The following is a 17,528-nucleotide window of genomic DNA, read 5'->3' as shown; positions in this document are numbered from 1 at the left end:
ATACAATGGCTGAATTAAATACTGGCGATGATGGCGGTGGAAAAGGTGGCAAAGTAAGAAGTAAAAAACAAAATTCTAAAGTAGATCTTACCGCAATGGTAGATTTGGCTTTCTTGTTGATTACCTTTTTCATGCTGACAACCTCGTTGTCAAAACCACAATCGATGCCTCTAGGTTTACCTGCTAAAGATGATACTTTAACAAAAATCAAACCTCTAAAAACAGATCAAAGAAGAACGGTAACCATTATTCTAGGCGCTAAAGACCAAGTTAAATGGTATCACGGACTTTTAGATGCTCCAGAAGTTGGAGGTGCTCCAACTACTACAGATTATACTAAAGATGGAATCCGTAAAGAATTGTTGAAAAGAGTACAATCTATTCCAGAGGTTATGGGGGATAAAGACAAAGGAATGATTGTTATCATTAAACCTACTAAAAAGTCAACCTATAAAAATTTGGTAGATATTTTAGATGAAATGGCAATTTGTAAAGTGCCTACTTATGCTATAGTTAATGAATTTTCTCCTGAAGAAAATAAATTAGCAGAAGAAATTAATAAATAATGCTTCCGGGTATTTTATAAATAACAAAAAGATGAAAATAGACCTATTAGGAAAAAAATGGTTGGACATCGTTTTTGAAGGACGAAACAAGAGTTATGGAGCTTATGACTTGCGTAAAAATAATGACAATACTAATTTAAAAGCATTAGCTATTGGAGCTGTTGTTTTTGCGTTAGCTGTCGCTACTCCAAAAATTGCCGAGTTTATTAGTAGTGTTACTGCTACAACTGATGAAGGCTTGCATGATAGAATAACTGCTGTGAAATTACCTCCAAAAGAAGAAAAACCAAAAGAGGATTTAAAACCACCACCACCTCCTAAACCAAAAGAGGATGTGGTAAAGTTTGTAAAGCCTGTTGTTGCTAGAAAAGAAGATGTAACAGAAGAACCGCCAAAGGTGGAAGATCTTAAAGATAAAAATCTTGGAAAAGAAGATATTAAAGGGGATAAAGATGCTCCTTTATCTGTTGATCCTCCAGGTAATGGACCACCTCAAGATGTGGTAGATGATAATACTATTTATAACTCAGCAGGTATTGAGGTGCAACCTTCATTTCCAGGTGGAAAATGGGCTAGTTTCCTTAAAAATAATTTCTCTCCTCCAGATGAGCCAGGTCTTAAAGGTAAAGTAACGGTTTCATTTGTTGTGGAAAAAGATGGTTCCTTAACCGATATTAAAGTATTAAAAGATATTGGATATGGTTCTGGAAAAGAAGCAGAAAGAGTTTTGCGTAAAAGTCCTAAATGGACTCCAGCAGAACAAAACGGTAGAAAAGTGCGTTGTGCTTTTATACAAACTTTCTCTATTGAAAATCCTGAAGAATAATATGTTTAAGCAAATAGTTATAAACTACAAGAAGAAATCGCTTAAAGAGCGATTTCTTCTATTTATAGGTATTTTGTTTCTTATGATATATTTAACACTAGGAGTAATTCTTATATTTTGGACCAAATTTCCTATTCGGATGGAAACCAAATACCGAATTGCTTTAGGAACCTTGTTAATAGTTTATGGCTTTTTTAGATTTTGGCGATTATTAAAAACGGATTCGGATGATTAAATTCAAAAGTAAAATAGTGTCCTTTTTATTGGGCTTTGGAGTAGTACTTATTGTGTTATATTCCTGTAAAGGAGATGAAGAAAATAAAGAAACTATATTAACTGGAAGTACTTCTATTTTGGTTGATGAATCAATATTACCAATAATTGAAGATCAAGTTGCGGTATTTGAAAGTCAATACAATGCTACTATTAAATTACTTCCACAATCGGAAAAAGAAAGCGTACAATCGTTTGTAAATAATACAGCACGTACAATAATTTTATCACGAAAATTAAATATAGTTGAAAAAGCAATTTTCAAAAACAAAAAAATAACTCCTTTAGAAACTCCTTTTGCTATTGACGCAATAGCATTAATAAAGAATAAAATATCAAAGGATTCCATTCAAGATATTTCTGAAATTGTAGCGTTTTTAAAAGGAAATCCAACAAAAATTAAAGGTTTGGTATTTGACAATGCTAACTCTAGCACAACTCGTTATTTTTTAGAATTGGCAGGATTAAAAAGCATGCCAGATACGGGGGTTTTTTCATTTAAAACCAATGAAGAAGTTATTCAATATGTATCACAAAATGAAGGAATGATTGGGGTGGTAGGTATTAATTGGATTTTTCAACCTAGACTCTCTAGAAAAAAAATTCTTGAAAAAATTACAGTTTTAAGTATAAAAGATAAGAATACAAATGGATATGTTTATCCCAGTCAAGAGAATATAGCTTCTAGAAAATACCCTTTGGCACGTGTTTTGTATATTGTCAATTGTCAAGGATTTGAAGGTTTAGGCATTGGCTTTGCTTCTTTTATATCTGGAGAAATTGGTCAAAGAATAATATTAAAATCCGGTCTTGCACCCTTGCGAGAACCAAGTCGAAATATAAGTATTAGAAATAAAATTGAAAGTAATTAGAAATACGCAATAAGATGAAAAATTATAAGATATTAAGCCTAGTTTTTTTAACAGCTGCTGTAACTGGGAATGCCCAAGACATAGATCAAGCAAAAAAAGCAATCGATGCAGAACAATATGAAAAAGCTAAAACTATGCTTAAAAATAGTATTCAAGCTAAAGCAGATAACGGAAAAGCAGACTTTTTACTCGGATCTATTTATCTTAAACAAAGCCTTGAAGACTCCGCTAAAATTTATTTTCAGAAAGGATTGACCGCTACCGATGGAGCTAGATTCAATACTATTGGTTTAGGTCAAATGGATTTGGAAAACGGAAATGCTGTTGCAGCTCAATCTAAGTTTGATCAAGTTATTAAACAATTAAAAAAGAGAGATGTCGAAGAATACTTATATATAGCGCAAGCTTATATGAATAATTCTAAACCAGATTATAAAGCTGCTATTAATTTATTAACTAAAGCACAGCTTGCAAATCCTAATGATGCAAATGTAAAATTAATTTTAGGGGATGCTTATTATGGAGATAAAAGCCAAAATGATGCTTATGTTTCCTATAGAGATGCTTATGCAATTGATAATACTTTAATAAGAGCCAAAATGCAATTAGGGGTTTTGTTAAAAGGTGCTAAAGCTTATGTAGAAGCAATAAAAGCTTATGATGAAGTATTGGCTTTGAATCCAAATTACGGACCTTTATATCGTGAATATGCTGAAACCTATTATTTATGGGCTAATAACAAACCATCAACTTACACCGAAAATATTGCTAAGGCATTAAGCAATTATGAAAAGTACATGAGTTTAACGGATTATTCTTTGCCTTCCCGTATGCGCCATGCTGATTTTTTAATCTTAGCAAAAGATTACAAAGCTTTGGAATTGGAAGCAAATGCAATGCAGAAATTAGATAAAGTCAATCCTCGTATTTTGAGATACCTAGGGTATTCTGCTTATCAAAACGGAAATTTTGATGCTGCTATTAAAGCATTAACTGACTTTACCTCTTCAAGTACTAATAAAATTATTGCGGCAGATTATTATAATTTAGGATTGGCAAAAGTTACTAAATCAGTTTCTTTAGATGGTAAAACAGTTGATCCTGCAATGTTAACATTAGGAATAACCGATTTGAAAAAAGCATTAGAAATGGATATCGTAATGACTAATGGGTTAAATGAAGTTGGGAAAAAATATTTCGCTCTAAAGTTATATGATATTTCAAGTTCTTTGTTTGAATTGGCAATCACCAATCCTAATTCTAGAAACAATTTAGAGGATAATGTGTATTATGGTCTTTCTGTTTTAACTGAAAATAGAGGTAAAGAACTAAAAGATGTAAATGTTATTGCGCTTCAAAATGCGGATAGAGCTATGGATACAGTAATCACTGCAACACCCAACTATCAAGAGGCATATTTATATAAGGCTAGAATTAATAGTACTTTAGAAAAGGATGATGTAATGGCAGACACTTATCAAAAATATTTGGATATAGTAATTGCCAAAGGAGAGGAAGAAATCAATAAAAACAAAACCAAAGTAACAGAAGCATATAATAGTATTGCTGCTTTTTATGCTAATACCGACAAAGCAAAAGCTAAAGATTATTTTGGTAAAACATTAGCTATAGATCCAACAAATGTTTACGCAACGGAATCATTAAAAAAATTAAAATAAAAAATAAAATAGTCCCATAAAAAACTCGTTTAGATTTCTAAACGAGTTTTTTTATGTTCTTTTTTTAAGGATATTATTCAAATTCTGAGGTGAAAAATAATTTCACACTTGGATATTTGCTTTGTGTCATTTGAATAGTAAAATCCGAATCGGCTAAAAATACCAATTGGTTGTATTTATCATGAGCTAAGAATTTTTGTTTTACTCGTTTAAATTCTCTAAACTCTTCATTTTTTGCATCATCAGGCTTCACCCAACACGCTTTATGAACTGGGAAATTTTCGTAGGTGCATTTCGCTCCGTATTCGTGTTCTAAACGGTATTGAATAACTTCATATTGCAGCGCACCAACGGTTCCAATTACTTTTCGGTTGTTCATTTCCAAAGTAAATAACTGTGCCACTCCTTCATCCATTAATTGATCCACCCCTTTTTCCAATTGTTTGGCTTTCATTGGGTCGGCATTATTAATGTATCTAAAATGCTCTGGAGAGAAACTAGGAATTCCTCTAAAATTCATTATTTCTCCTTCCGTTAAAGTATCCCCAATTTTAAAATTACCCGTATCGTGCAATCCAACAATATCTCCAGGGTAGGAAATATCTACAATTTCTTTCTTTTCTGCAAAAAAAGCATTCGGACTAGAAAATTTCAAACTCTTATTCAATCGAACGTGCATATACGGTTTGTTACGTTCAAAAGTTCCCGATACAATTTTGATAAAAGCAAGACGGTCCCGGTGCTTTGGGTCCATATTAGCATGGATTTTAAATACAAATCCGGATAGTTTTTCTTCTTCTGGCATTACTAGTCGGGTGTCCGATTCTTTTGGTCTTGGCGTCGGAGCGATTTCTACAAAACAGTCTAAAAGTTCGCGAACTCCAAAATTATTTAAAGCTGAACCAAAAAATACAGGTTGTAAATTTCCTTCTAAATATTCTTCTTTATTAAATGGAGGATACACTTCCTCAATTAATTCTAATTCTTCTCGAAGTTTAGTAGCTGGTTTTTCTCCTATAAGTTTACCTAATTCAGGACTCAATAAATCGGAAATAGCAATAGTGTCTTCAATGTTTTTTCGGCTATCCCCACTAAAAAGATTGATATTTTTCTCCCAAATATTATAAATTCCTTGAAAATCATATCCCATTCCGATAGGAAAACTTAACGGAGTTACATGAAGACCGAGTTTTTTTTCTACTTCATCCATTAAATCAAAGGCATCCTTTCCTTCTCTATCTAATTTATTGATAAAAACAATAATCGGAATTTTACGCATTCTACAAACGGAAACTAATTTTTCAGTTTGTTCCTCAACACCTTTAGCAACGTCAATAACAACAATTACGCTATCAACAGCCGTTAAGGTTCTAAAAGTATCTTCGGCAAAATCCTTGTGACCTGGTGTATCTAGGATGTTTATCTTTTTATTTTTATAATTGAAAGCCAAAACCGAAGTAGCCACAGAGATTCCTCTTTGGCGTTCAATTTCCATAAAGTCACTGGTTGCGCCTTTCTTTATTTTATTGTTCTTAACGGCGCCAGCCTCTTGAATGGCTCCTCCAAAAAGCAATAATTTCTCGGTTAATGTTGTTTTTCCAGCATCGGGATGCGATATGATTCCGAAAGTTCTGCGTCGTAATATTTCTTTTAAAAAACTCATAATTCTTGTAATGGTCTGCAAAAATACTATTTATTAAATAAATAACTAATGCAACTTTGCTTTTCAAAGGCATAACCTAAATTTCTGTTAATAAATTTTTGTTAATAGTAGTAGCTATACTTGTTTAATACAGTCGATTTGTTACTTTTGTTGATTGTAATTTTGGTTTTGCCAAGTAGGCAAATACTTGTAATATTTAAATAACTTAATTTAATAGATTAGATAATGAAGTTAAAGCATATTTTTTTAGGGTTGTTATTAGGTTTTGTTTTGGTAACAAAAGCACAAACTAGCTCCAAAGAGGTTTTATTTACTATTAACGATAAGCCTTTTTATACGGATGAGTTTATTAGAGTTTATAATAAAAATTTAGATTTAGTTAAAGATGAGTCTCAAAAAGATTTAAATCAATACCTAGAATTATTTGTAGGATACAAACTTAAAGTATCTAAAGCAAATATATTGGGTTTGCAAAATAACACGCAATACCAAACCGAACTTAAAAGTTATAGAACTCAGTTGTCTAAAAACTACACGACTGATTCTAAAGTTACTAAAGAACTTGTAGACGAAGGGTATAAAAGACTTTTGAAAGAAGTTAATGCTTCTCATATATTAATTTTAGTAGATGAAAATGCTGCTCCTGCAGACACTTTAATAGCCTATAATAAAGCTCTTGGAATTAGAGATAGAGTGATTAAAGGAGAAGATTTTGGAGCCTTGGCACAAGAGTTATCTCAAGATCCATCGGCTAAAGAAAATAAAGGAAATTTAGGCTATTTCACTAGTTTTAAAATGGTATATGCTTTTGAAAATGGTGCTTACAATACTTCAATAGGTTCTGTTTCTAAGCCAATAAGAACACGATTTGGATATCATTTAATAAAAGTGAACGACATTAGAGATAATAGAGGAGAAGTTGCAGTGGCGCATATCATGATATTAAAGCCAAAAGAAGGTGAAGATATTGCTAAAGCCAAAACAACAATTGACGACATTTATCAAAAATTACAACAAGGAGAAAAATTTGAAGAATTAGCTAAACAGTTTTCAGAAGATAAATCTTCTGCTTCTAAAGGTGGTGTTTTAAACCGTTTTGCTTCAGGTCAATTGAGTTCGGAAGAATTTGAAACTCAAGCATTTTCTTTGAGTAAAGAAAATCTAATTTCTAAACCATTTGAAACTCAATTTGGTTGGCATATTGTGAAATTCATAGATAGATTTCCTGTGAAATCGTATGACGATTCCAAAGTGGAATTAGAAAATAAAATTAGTAAAGACGATCGTTCTAGATTAATTACCAATTCGTTAACTGAAAAACTTGCAGCAAAGTATCCGATAAAAAAAGATGTTAAACTATACAACTCTTTAGTTAAATTAGTGACCAACGATTTTTATGACAATAAATGGACACTTCCTACGGATTCTAAAAAATATTCTAAAGCTTTGTTTGCAATTGCAGCCAAAAACTATACTGGATCTGATTTTCTAGATTATGTTTATTCTAAACAAAAGAGCGGATCAACTTTAAAACCAATTGAGAAATTAACAGATAATTTATTTGAAACTTTTGTCGATGAACAACGTAATCAATATTACAATGATAATTTAGAGAATGAATTTCCTGAATTTTCAGCTGTAATGGATGAATATCGTGACGGATTATTATTATTTGATTTAATGGATAAAGAAATTTGGCAACGTTCTAAAACGGATACTTTAGGATTAAAAGATTTTTATGAAACCCAAAAAGACAAACACCTTTGGAAAACAAGAGTAGATGCTGAAATATATTCTTCTACCGATTTAGAGAAAATGAAGAAAGCTTTGAGTATGTTGAAAAAAAATCAAACATCTAAAGAAATAAAAGAAAAATTCAATACGAAAGAAAATGTAAGCATTATGTACTTTCAAGGAGTATATGAAGAAGGTGCAGATGCTTTGCCGAAAGAAACTAAAATGGAATTAGGCCTTTCTGAAATTACTAAAAAGGGCGATTATTATTATGTCATAAATGTTATAAAAGTTCTTCCTGCAGCTCCTAAAACACTTGACGAGTGCAGAGGAAAGTTAGTTAACGATTACCAACAGTATTTAGAGCAAAATTGGGTTAATGAACTCAATAAAGAATTTACTGTAAAAGTAAATCAAGATACATTTGAAAAAGTAAAAAATCAAATTAAAAAATAAAACATAGTAATGATGAATGTATTGAATTGTAAACGAGTACTAGGTATTTTCCTTTTTTTAATTGGTTTTTATGCAAACGCGCAAGAGATTATTAAAGATAAAGAACCAGAGAAAAAGCCCGTAAGCCAACAAAAAAGACAAAAAGTAGATGGTATCGTTGCCACTGTTGGAGACTATATTGTATTGGATTCTGATATTGATAAAGCATTTTTAGAAATTGAAAGTTCTGGAAATTCCATTAAAGATATTACCCGTTGTCAAATGTTGGGAAAATTACTTGAAGACAAACTGTATGCGCACCAAGCTATTCAGGATTCTATTGTAGTTAAAGACGAGGAGGTAAAAGAAAAAATGAACCAACAACTAGACTATATGGTAGAACAACTTAAGTCTATGGAGAATGTGGTGAAATATTTCAAAAAGAATACTGAAGACGAATTTAAAACGGAACTTTTTGAACTTCTAAAGCAACAAAAATTGGCTGCAGAAATGCAAAAAAAGATTATTGATCCAATTCAAATTACACCCGAAGAGACTAGAAATTTCTTTAAGAAAATTCCAGAATCGGAAAGACCTTTATTAGGTGCTGAATTAGAAATGGCGCAAATTGTTATTACTCCAAAAGTTTCTGCTACAGAAAAGCAAGCAGTTATAGATAGATTAATAGAGATTAAAAAAGAAGTTATGGCAGGATCAAGTTTCACAACTAAGGCGGTATTATATACGGAAGATCCAGGTTCAAGATCCAGCGGTGGATTCTATAAAATAAACAAAAAAACTCCTTTTGTAAAAGAATTTAAAGATGTTGCCTATTCGTTACAAGAAGGCGAGATTTCTGAACCTTTCGAAACTGAATTTGGTTTTCATATAATCTATTTAGAAAAAATTAAAGGACAAGATTTAGAGTTGCGTCATATTTTAATGGCTGCCAAAATTTCATCGGATGCTTTAAAAGAAGCAAAAGATAAAATTGAATTGATTAAAAAACGTATTCAAGATAAAGAAATTACGTTTGCAGATGCTGCTAGAACTTTGTCTGATGAAAAAGAAACTCGTGCTAATGGAGGGACATTAATAAATCCAAAAACACAAGACACCCATTTTGAATTAACTAAAATGGATCCTGAATTTTACAGTCAAGTTTCTAACATGAGTAATGGTCAAGTTTCTTCAGTAATTTTAGAAGAAGACCCTAAGGCTGGAAAACGGTATAAAATCATTATGGTTACCAATAAAATTGAGCAACACGTAGCCGATTTTAGTAAAGATTATACTAAAATTAAAGATTTAGCACTAAAAGAAAAGCAAATTAATGCTATCGCAAAATGGTCTGAAAATAAAATTAAAGAAACCTATATCAAGATTAACGGAGAATATAAAGATTGTAAATTCACTAATAATTGGCTTAAAAAATAGTCAGCAGTAAGCAGATGTTAGTAAGCATATTTTGCTAACCCCCATCTTCCAACTTCCAACTTCAAACTCAAATAGTATGTCCGACGTAGCAGCAATACAAAATCTAGTTCAAAAAAGATTAGAACTTAAAAAAGAAATATCTAAAATAATCATTGGTCAAGACGCTGTTGTTGACCAAGTCTTGTTAAGCATCTTTTCTGGAGGTCATGCACTTTTAGTTGGTGTTCCTGGTTTAGCTAAAACCTTAATGGTAAATACAATTTCACAAGCATTAGGTTTGGGTTTTAAACGAATTCAGTTTACTCCCGATTTAATGCCTTCTGATATTTTAGGAAGTGAGATTTTAGATGAGAATCGTCAGTTTAAATTTATTAAAGGTCCAATTTTTTCTAATATTATCCTAGCCGATGAGATTAACAGAACACCGCCAAAAACGCAAGCAGCGTTATTAGAAGCGATGCAGGAACGTTCAGTAACTATTGCAGGACAAAACTATAAATTAGATTTACCTTATTTTGTATTAGCAACCCAAAACCCTATTGAGCAAGAAGGAACTTATCCTTTGCCAGAAGCCCAGTTAGACCGTTTTATGTTTGCTATTAAATTAGATTATCCTTCTTTTTCAGAAGAGGTAGAAGTGGTTAAAAGTACTACTTCCGATGCGAAACAAACTATAAATCCATTATTTACTGCGGAAGAAATTATCGATTTCCAACATTTAATTCGCCGTATTCCAGTTGCCGATAATGTAATTGAATATGCGGTAACTTTAGTTAGTAAAACACGACCAGACAATGCACTTTCAAATGAGTTTGTAAAAAATTATTTAGACTGGGGAGCAGGACCAAGAGCTTCCCAAAATTTAATTTTGGCTGCTAAAGCTAATGCTGCTTTCAGCGGAAAATTCTCTCCAGATATTGAAGATGTAAAAGCAGTTGCGGTTGGAATACTTCGCCACAGAATCATTAAGAACTACAAGGCCGATGCCGAAGGAATCACCGAAGAAATGATTATTGATAAGTTACTTTAAGTAATAATTATCTATCTTAATTCCTAAAAGATTTTAAATAATCTTTTAGGAATTTTTATTTCTATTATATTTATATACTTACTGAAGTTAAACTTTATTTCTAATACTACTAATGTTCGAAGTATTTGGGATACAATATGTTTATGTTGTCAACAATATCAAAAATAAATATTTAATGCAAATGTTATTTGGTTTTTTTATCGAGAATTTATGTTTTTTATCGAATGTATAAGGATAAATCATTTTTTTTTAAAAAAACAAAAAAAAAATTGTATTTTTAACCGCCTCAAATTATATCATTATGACACAATTAATACCTACTAGATTTAAGAATACAATTAATATAACTTCTAAAGCAAGTTTTCTACTTGTATTTCTTTTTGCATTATTTAGTAAAACCAATTTAAACGCACAGTGTATTGGGCCGTATGCTCGGTTTGAGAGTTTTGCTGCTCCTGGGACAAATGTTCTCACTGCAACAGCTTCTCCTAATTTCACAACCTTATCAACTACATCAGTTGCATTTGGATCGAGTGTAATTAATGCAAGATCTGGGACTGTTTTCTGTCAGACATTGACAAATGGAGGTTGGTTAATGACTCCTACAATTACAAATCCTAAAACATTTTCATTTTATATTAAAACTTCTACTGTAAATGCATACAGTCCTAATTCTTTTATTGTAGAATATGCTACATCTTTAGATAGTTATGCCACTTTTACTAATATAAATACCGTATCAGGTGTAGTTTTGCCTACAAGTGCAACTTCTACTTATAATCTAGTTTCGGTTACTTTGCCAAATTTGGGTGCAGATGTGAAATTTAGAATTAAAGATGTGAATACTAGAGCAGCTAATGCAGCAGCAGCAGCTCCTCCAACTACCTTTTTCGGACAATTACATATAGATGATATCTTTTGGGATACTTATAATTCTACCGTTAATAATGTTATAGTTCCAGTAAGAAATGGGAACGGAACACTGATTCAAAATTGTGCAGGTGGACAAGTTACAGTTGGAACTTCAGATACGTATAATTTTTATGATAATGGAGGCGCTTCGGATAAATGTAGCATAAATCAACTAAATACAGTTACCTTTACACCAACAATTGTTGGTTATACTGCTGGAGATAGAATTAGAATTCAGTTTATTAGTTACGCTGGTGCTATCACAGATAAGATTGAAGTTTGGGATGATAATGGCACTGCTTTAAATGCAACTACTAATCTTTTAACGCATACCGCTACAACTATTCCAGTTGTTTCAACTTATATCTCTACAATTTCTACAGATGGTTCTATTACAATAAAATTTACTTCCGATGCTACAACTAATGTTGCAGGTTTTAATATAAAGGTAGATTGTGTTCGATGTCCTACCCCAACAGGTTTGGCAACTACGGTTGTTGGCGCATCTAATGCTTCTTTAACATGGAATACTACAAGTGCAGCTAATTATGATGTTTATTATAGTACAAGTAATACTCCTCCAACAGGAGCAGTAACTCCTCAAGGGTTAAATTTAACAACAAATTCCTATAGTATTACAGGTTTAACTACAGGAACATATTATGCTTGGGTTCGATCTAAGTGTGGTACTGCACCTGACAGTTATAGCCCATGGTCGCCATCCATAAATTTTATTATAGCTAGTTGTTCTTTTGCTTTAGATACATCACCATCTACTACAATCCAGAATTTATGTAAAAATGCAACAAATGCAACTGCTTTAACTGCTTCTGCATCGGGTGGAATAGTTAATGTATACCAATGGTATAGCAATACAATAGCTTCTACAATTGGGGGGACAGCAATAGGTACAAACAATGCGAGTTATACTCCACTTACAACAACTGTAGGTACATTATATTATTTTTGTGTACTTACAAGTACATTAGGTTGTACGGTTACCACAGCTATTTCTGGAGCTGTAAACATTACTGCACCAACAGCCGTTCCTTCTGCAACGATAGCAACACTAGTAACTACTTCCTCTTTTTCTGCAAACTGGAATTTAATTGCTGGGGTCACCGCATATAATCTTGATGTTTCCACAAGCAGTACGTTCACGTCTTTTGTAACGGGTTATAATAACTTACTTGTACTTAGTAGCAATATTAATGTGGGAAACTATCCAATTAGTGGATTAAGCGCAGGAACTACCTATTATTATAGAGTTAGTACCAACAACAATTCTTGTGGGACATCCTATTCTAGTACAATCTCTTTAACTACTATAGGTGTTACTTATTGCATACCAACCGCGCCATCAAGTGTAACTTCTTTTGTAAATAGTTTTTCAACTAATGGAGGTATTACCAATATTACTAACAATATTACTGGATTTTCAACGGGTGGTTATGCAAATTATACTACTCAATCGTGTTCGCAATTTCCTTCTTCTTTAGTTAATTATTCTATAACTAGTGTTAGAACAGATTCAACAGATCAAACTTTTTTCTATTATATATGGATTGACTGGAATCAAGATGGCGATTTTACAGATGTTGGTGAAACAATTTTAGCTACAACTACTTATCTATTAGGACCGTTTACAGGAGCGTTTGCAATTCCAAATGGGCAAACACCAGGTAATTACCGTATGCGTGTTTCCACCAGTTGGGTAGGGGCTAACACTTCTTGTTCTATAAATGGTTCAGGAAGAGGCGAGATGGAGGATTACACTCTTATCGTAGTGCCTGTTCCACCATGTGCTCCAAGTACACCTGCGGCTTTAACTACAGCAAGTATTACAGGTACTTCTGCAATAATTACATGGACTGATGCTGGTTTGACTCCAAATAGTGTATATAATTATTATTTCAGTACATCACCAATTCCTCCAACAATTGGCGCTTCTCCTTCAGGAACGGTAACGGGTGTTAATTCAGTTGCATTAACAGGTTTAACTTTAGGTGGCACCTATTATTTTTGGGTTCGTTCCAATTGTGGGACACCAAATCCTTGGGTAGGTCCTGGAACTTTCATTACAGTTAATCAAGATATTGTCAATATGGGTAATGGAAGTTTTACTTCATGTAATGTTGTATTTTATGATAGTGCAGGACCAGTAAATATTTATAGTAATAATGAAACGTATACTTATACTTTTTACCCTTCATCTACTACCTCTAAGTTGAAAGTTGTATTTAATTCCTTTGTAACAGAAAATAATTATGATGGATTGTCAATTTATAATGGAAATAGTACAGCCGCACCACTTATTTCTTCTGGTTTCCCAGCAGGATTTAATCCTACAACTTGTCCTGCAGGATCCTTTTATGGAACTCACTCACCAGGAACAATAATTTCTTCAGCTACCGATGGATCTTTAACCTTTAAATTCACTTCAGATTTCATAATTACTTATTCAGGATGGGATGCCACAATTAGCTGTGTAACAGTTCCTAAAATTACAAGCTTTACACCTACAAGTACGTGTCTAGGGACAACCCCAATAGTAACCTTAACAGGAAGTAATTTTACAAATGCTACCTCAGTTAAGTTTAACGGAGTGAGTGCATTGACTTATACGGTAAATTCAGACACTTCTATAACGGTTACTTTACCTGCTTCAGCAACAACTGGTTTTATTACGGTTTCAAATGCGCAAGCGACTGGAACAAGTTCTACCATATTTACTGTTAACCCAATTCCAAGTACTCCTATTGCATATCCTCCTGGGCCTTCTCCTAGTATTTGTTCTGGAAGTTCAATTACTTTAGGCGCATCAGCATTAGGATTCCCTACTACAGTTTTAGATCAAAATTTTAATGCTGGACCTTGGCCAGCAGGTTGGACTAGAACTATTAACGGTGGGCGTAGTCCTGGAGATTTCCGTACAACTTTTGAGGCAACTTCAAGTGGAAATACATGGACTGGCGCAGGCCATACAGGTTTCTGCAGTTATTTTTACTCTACCTTAGTTGGCAGTGCTGTGAGTGGTGATATGATATCCCCATCTATGAATATGACAACCTATTCTGCTTCTACTTTAACTTTTTGGATTTATAACTCAACGGGTTCCGATTATCTGAAAGTTTATGCTAATAATAATGGAGGAGCCTATTCTCAAATTGGGTCTGCTTCTTACAATAGCTTTGGTTCATGGACTCAATTAACGATTAGTTTAAATAATTTTGTTGGGGTTGGATTTAGTGCAGTAAGAATCAAAATCACGGGAACCAATGACGTAGTAGGTGGTTCTTCTGATATTGGAGTTGATGACATAATTGTTACAGGATTTACTAATCCGATACTTAGTTGGTCTCCAGCAACAGGATTAAGCGCAACAAATATTCTAAATCCAGATGCTAGTCCAATAACAGATACAAGTTATACATTAACATCAACTTATGGTAATGGCTGTTCTTCTTCAAGTGCACCTGTAACAATTACTGTAAAACCAAGACCAACAATTGCATTTTCTTCTGCTTCTGCTTCTACAACGCTATGTTTTAGTCCAAATAGTCAAACGGTGCAATTATCCTACAGTGCAGTAACAGGAGATCCTGTAGCTTATTCTACAACCTCTAATGATTCATCTCTAGGATTTGATCCAGTTGATGGAGAGCAATTGTTACCATCAACCATTTCAATTAATGTTCCTGCAAATACAGTGGGAGGTACTTATACAGGTAATTTAATTGTAACTAACGCGGATGGTTGTGAAAGTTTACCATTTACATATTTAATAATTATAAAGCCAAAATTATCAATAACTACAGCTCCTTCAGTACAATCGTTATGTGGTAGCGTAGTCCAAACTACAAGACCATTAGTATATACCGCAACTACAGGGTCTCCAACTACCTATAGTATTAATTGGAATGCATTGCCGGCAAATAGTTTTGCACCTGTAATAAATTCAATTTTGGTATCAAGTCCAATTATTATTACTGTTCCTGGAGGTACATTAGGAGGTACTTATACAGGAACTATTACAGTTCAAAATAATGGATGCGAAAGTTCAGGAAGTCCATTTACGGTTACAATAAATCAACAGCCAACTATAATTTTAGACGCAGCTGCAGCTACTTTATGTCTCAATGCTAGTGCTCAAACAACCACTATTAGTTACAATAATCCTTATGGAACACCAGATAAATATAAAATAGTCTGGGGTGCAGCAGCATTGAGTTCAGGCTTTACTAATGTGGCATTTACAAGTCCGTTAACTACCCCGTTTACAAATCCATTAGTAATTTCGGTTCCTGCAGGTGTTCCAGGTGGAACTTATACTGGCGAATTAACTGTTGCTAATACGGGATGTCAAAGTCCTCCAATGACTTTTACAGTTAGTATTGGTAAAGCATGGAATGGAAGTATCTCCACTGATTGGTCAAACGCCTCCAACTGGAATCCTATTGGCGTGCCAGCAGACACAGATTGTGTCTCTATTTCTTCAGGAACAACCTTTAGTCCAATTATTAGCGCAAATGCTTTTTCACGTAATTTAATAATTAATACAGCTGCAACTTTAACTGTAAACTCCGGATTCACACTTAAGGTTTTGGATGTTGTGAAGACTTATGGAACATTAACTTTCCAGGATGGTTCAAGTTTATATCAACCAACGGATGTGTCTAACGGACCAGGTACTTATAATGGGGGTAATATAGGTAATATCAATTATAGTAGAATTACACAACCAATAAATAGATACGATTTCAATTATTGGTCAACTCCTGTTAGTCCTCAAACATTATTTGATTTGTCTCCACTAACATTGTCCGATAAATACTTCTATTATAATACTAGTATAGATAACTGGTCTACAATATCTGGCAGTGCAAACATGACGCCAGGACTAGGATACATTATAAGAGGGCCACAAACCTATGACTTAACATTAAGACAAACATTTACTGGCTTATTTACTGGAGTACCTAATAATGGTACCATAGCGACTCCAATTGCTTCAAATATTTATAATCTTATAGGAAATCCATATCCTAGTGCAATAAGTGCTGATTTATTTTTGTCTAATGCATTAAATACTTCTACAGTTGAAGGAACAATTTATTTATGGACTCATAATACTGCGGTTACTAATCTCCAATACACTTCTGATGATTATGCAGTTTATAATTATTTAGGAGGTACAGGAACTGCTGCACCATCCAATGGCTTTAATATGTCTATTCCAAATGGCAAAATAGCATCGGGAGAGTCCTTTTTTATTAAAGGAATAAATACTGGTGGATCAGCAACTTTTTTAAACTCTATGCGTTTGTCTGGAAATAACAATCAGTTTTTTAAAAATAATTCATCAGCAACTGCTACAAGTCCAGAAGAAAAACATAGAATTTGGATTGGAGTAAATGATGCGAATGGAGCTTACAAGCAAACTCTTGTTGGTTATGCTTCGGGAGCTACTTCTGGATTAGATAGAGGATATGATGGTGAGCTTTTAAGCAAAACACCAGCTTGTATTTATACATTGTCTGCAACTACTGCATTATCTATTCAAGGGAGAGCATTGCCGTTTGAGATTTCGGATAGAGTTCCTGTAGGTTTTCATGCCGATACTAATGGAATTTTTACAATCAGTTTAGTTGATTTTGATGGTTTATTTGCAGGTCAAGATATCTTTTTGGAAGATAAATTATTGAACGTTATCCAAGATCTAAAAGCAAGTAATTATACCTTTGTTTCTAATGCAGGAACTTTTGAAGATCGTTTTGTGTTGCGATACACTAACTCTGCCTTAAATACAAATGCATCTATATTTTCAGAGCAATCGGTAATTGTTTATAAAAACAATCAAAACATAAAGATCAATGCCAACAATACAATTCTAGAATCCGTGGAAATTTTCGATAGTAGAGGCAGAGAATTATTCAAACAAAAAGATATTCATTCTGCACAATTTGAGGTTACTAATTTCAATTCTTCGCAACAAGTATTACTTGTAAAAGTTACGTCAGAAGATGGAAGAGTAGTTACTAAGAAAATCATTTATTAATCCTAATAATCATTTAGGTTTTAATGCCACAAAAAAAAACTCG

9 protein-coding genes are annotated in these 17,528 nt (G+C 33.1%); 8 read left to right on the top strand and 1 reads right to left on the bottom strand.

Features of this window, described 5'->3' with window-relative positions; translation table 11 throughout:
• The first annotated feature begins 5 nt into the window (after positions 1 to 5).
• The 4 genes from ACIQ2J_RS04980 (at position 6) to ACIQ2J_RS04965 (ending at position 4,216) form a co-directional block, all read left to right on the top strand.
• Positions 6 to 566, top strand: coding sequence for an ExbD/TolR family protein (locus ACIQ2J_RS04980; RefSeq protein ID WP_396167273.1), 561 nt, complete (start codon positions 6 to 8; stop codon positions 564 to 566).
• A gap of 31 nt (positions 567 to 597) precedes the next feature.
• Positions 598 to 1,392 carry an energy transducer TonB gene (locus ACIQ2J_RS04975; RefSeq protein WP_396167272.1) on the top strand — a complete coding sequence of 265 codons (795 nt, stop codon included), beginning with the start codon at positions 598 to 600 and terminating at the stop codon, positions 1,390 to 1,392.
• Positions 1,393 to 1,619: 227 nt separating this feature from the next.
• Positions 1,620 to 2,537 (top strand): PstS family phosphate ABC transporter substrate-binding protein, encoded by a 918-nt coding sequence (locus ACIQ2J_RS04970; RefSeq protein WP_396167271.1) that lies wholly within the window; start codon positions 1,620 to 1,622, stop codon positions 2,535 to 2,537.
• A 14-nt stretch (positions 2,538 to 2,551) separates the two neighbouring features.
• Positions 2,552 to 4,216 (top strand): tetratricopeptide repeat protein, encoded by a 1,665-nt coding sequence (locus ACIQ2J_RS04965; RefSeq protein ID WP_396167269.1) that lies wholly within the window; start codon positions 2,552 to 2,554, stop codon positions 4,214 to 4,216.
• Positions 4,217 to 4,289: 73 nt separating this feature from the next.
• On the opposite strand, the gene ACIQ2J_RS04960 is transcribed toward ACIQ2J_RS04965, so the two are convergent.
• Positions 4,290 to 5,879 (bottom strand): peptide chain release factor 3, encoded by a 1,590-nt coding sequence (locus tag ACIQ2J_RS04960; protein ID WP_396167268.1) that lies wholly within the window; start codon positions 5,877 to 5,879, stop codon positions 4,290 to 4,292.
• Between the two features lie 225 nt (positions 5,880 to 6,104).
• Between ACIQ2J_RS04960 and ACIQ2J_RS04955 the strand changes: the two genes are divergently transcribed.
• From ACIQ2J_RS04955 to ACIQ2J_RS04940, 4 genes are all read left to right on the top strand, one after another.
• Positions 6,105 to 8,069 carry a peptidylprolyl isomerase gene (locus tag ACIQ2J_RS04955; RefSeq protein ID WP_396167267.1) on the top strand — a complete coding sequence of 655 codons (1,965 nt, stop codon included), beginning with the start codon at positions 6,105 to 6,107 and terminating at the stop codon, positions 8,067 to 8,069.
• A 12-nt stretch (positions 8,070 to 8,081) separates the two neighbouring features.
• Entirely contained in the window at positions 8,082 to 9,485 is a 1,404-nt protein-coding gene (locus ACIQ2J_RS04950) for a peptidylprolyl isomerase (protein ID WP_396167307.1), read from the top strand.
• Between the two features lie 76 nt (positions 9,486 to 9,561).
• On the top strand, positions 9,562 to 10,515 hold the full coding sequence (locus ACIQ2J_RS04945) for an AAA family ATPase (RefSeq protein ID WP_396167266.1): 954 nt from the start codon (positions 9,562 to 9,564) through the stop codon (positions 10,513 to 10,515).
• A gap of 301 nt (positions 10,516 to 10,816) precedes the next feature.
• On the top strand, positions 10,817 to 17,485 hold the full coding sequence (locus ACIQ2J_RS04940) for a GEVED domain-containing protein (RefSeq protein WP_396167265.1): 6,669 nt from the start codon (positions 10,817 to 10,819) through the stop codon (positions 17,483 to 17,485).
• The last annotated feature ends 43 nt before the right edge of the window (positions 17,486 to 17,528 follow it).

Source organism: Flavobacterium sp. (assembly GCF_044357305.1).
In the GTDB taxonomy this organism is placed as follows: Bacteria; Bacteroidota; Bacteroidia; order Flavobacteriales; family Flavobacteriaceae; genus Flavobacterium.
The sequence above is the reverse complement of the archived record's forward strand: the minus strand, read 5'-3'. Positions and strand labels throughout refer to the sequence as shown.

Bases quoted from the DNA above. Each gene is read 5' to 3' on its own strand.
- ACIQ2J_RS04975 (WP_396167272.1), top strand. From the start codon at position 598: ATGAAAATAGACCTATTAGGAAAAAAATGGTTGGACATCGTTTTTGAA.
- ACIQ2J_RS04945 (WP_396167266.1), top strand. From the start codon at position 9,562: ATGTCCGACGTAGCAGCAATACAAAATCTAGTTCAAAAAAGATTAGAA.
- ACIQ2J_RS04980 (WP_396167273.1), top strand. From the start codon at position 6: ATGGCTGAATTAAATACTGGCGATGATGGCGGTGGAAAAGGTGGCAAA.
- ACIQ2J_RS04955 (WP_396167267.1), top strand. From the start codon at position 6,105: ATGAAGTTAAAGCATATTTTTTTAGGGTTGTTATTAGGTTTTGTTTTG.
- ACIQ2J_RS04950 (WP_396167307.1), top strand. From the start codon at position 8,082: ATGAATGTATTGAATTGTAAACGAGTACTAGGTATTTTCCTTTTTTTA.
- ACIQ2J_RS04970 (WP_396167271.1), top strand. From the start codon at position 1,620: ATGATTAAATTCAAAAGTAAAATAGTGTCCTTTTTATTGGGCTTTGGA.
- ACIQ2J_RS04960 (WP_396167268.1), bottom strand. From the start codon at position 5,879: ATGAGTTTTTTAAAAGAAATATTACGACGCAGAACTTTCGGAATCATA.
- ACIQ2J_RS04940 (WP_396167265.1), top strand. From the start codon at position 10,817: ATGACACAATTAATACCTACTAGATTTAAGAATACAATTAATATAACT.
- ACIQ2J_RS04965 (WP_396167269.1), top strand. From the start codon at position 2,552: ATGAAAAATTATAAGATATTAAGCCTAGTTTTTTTAACAGCTGCTGTA.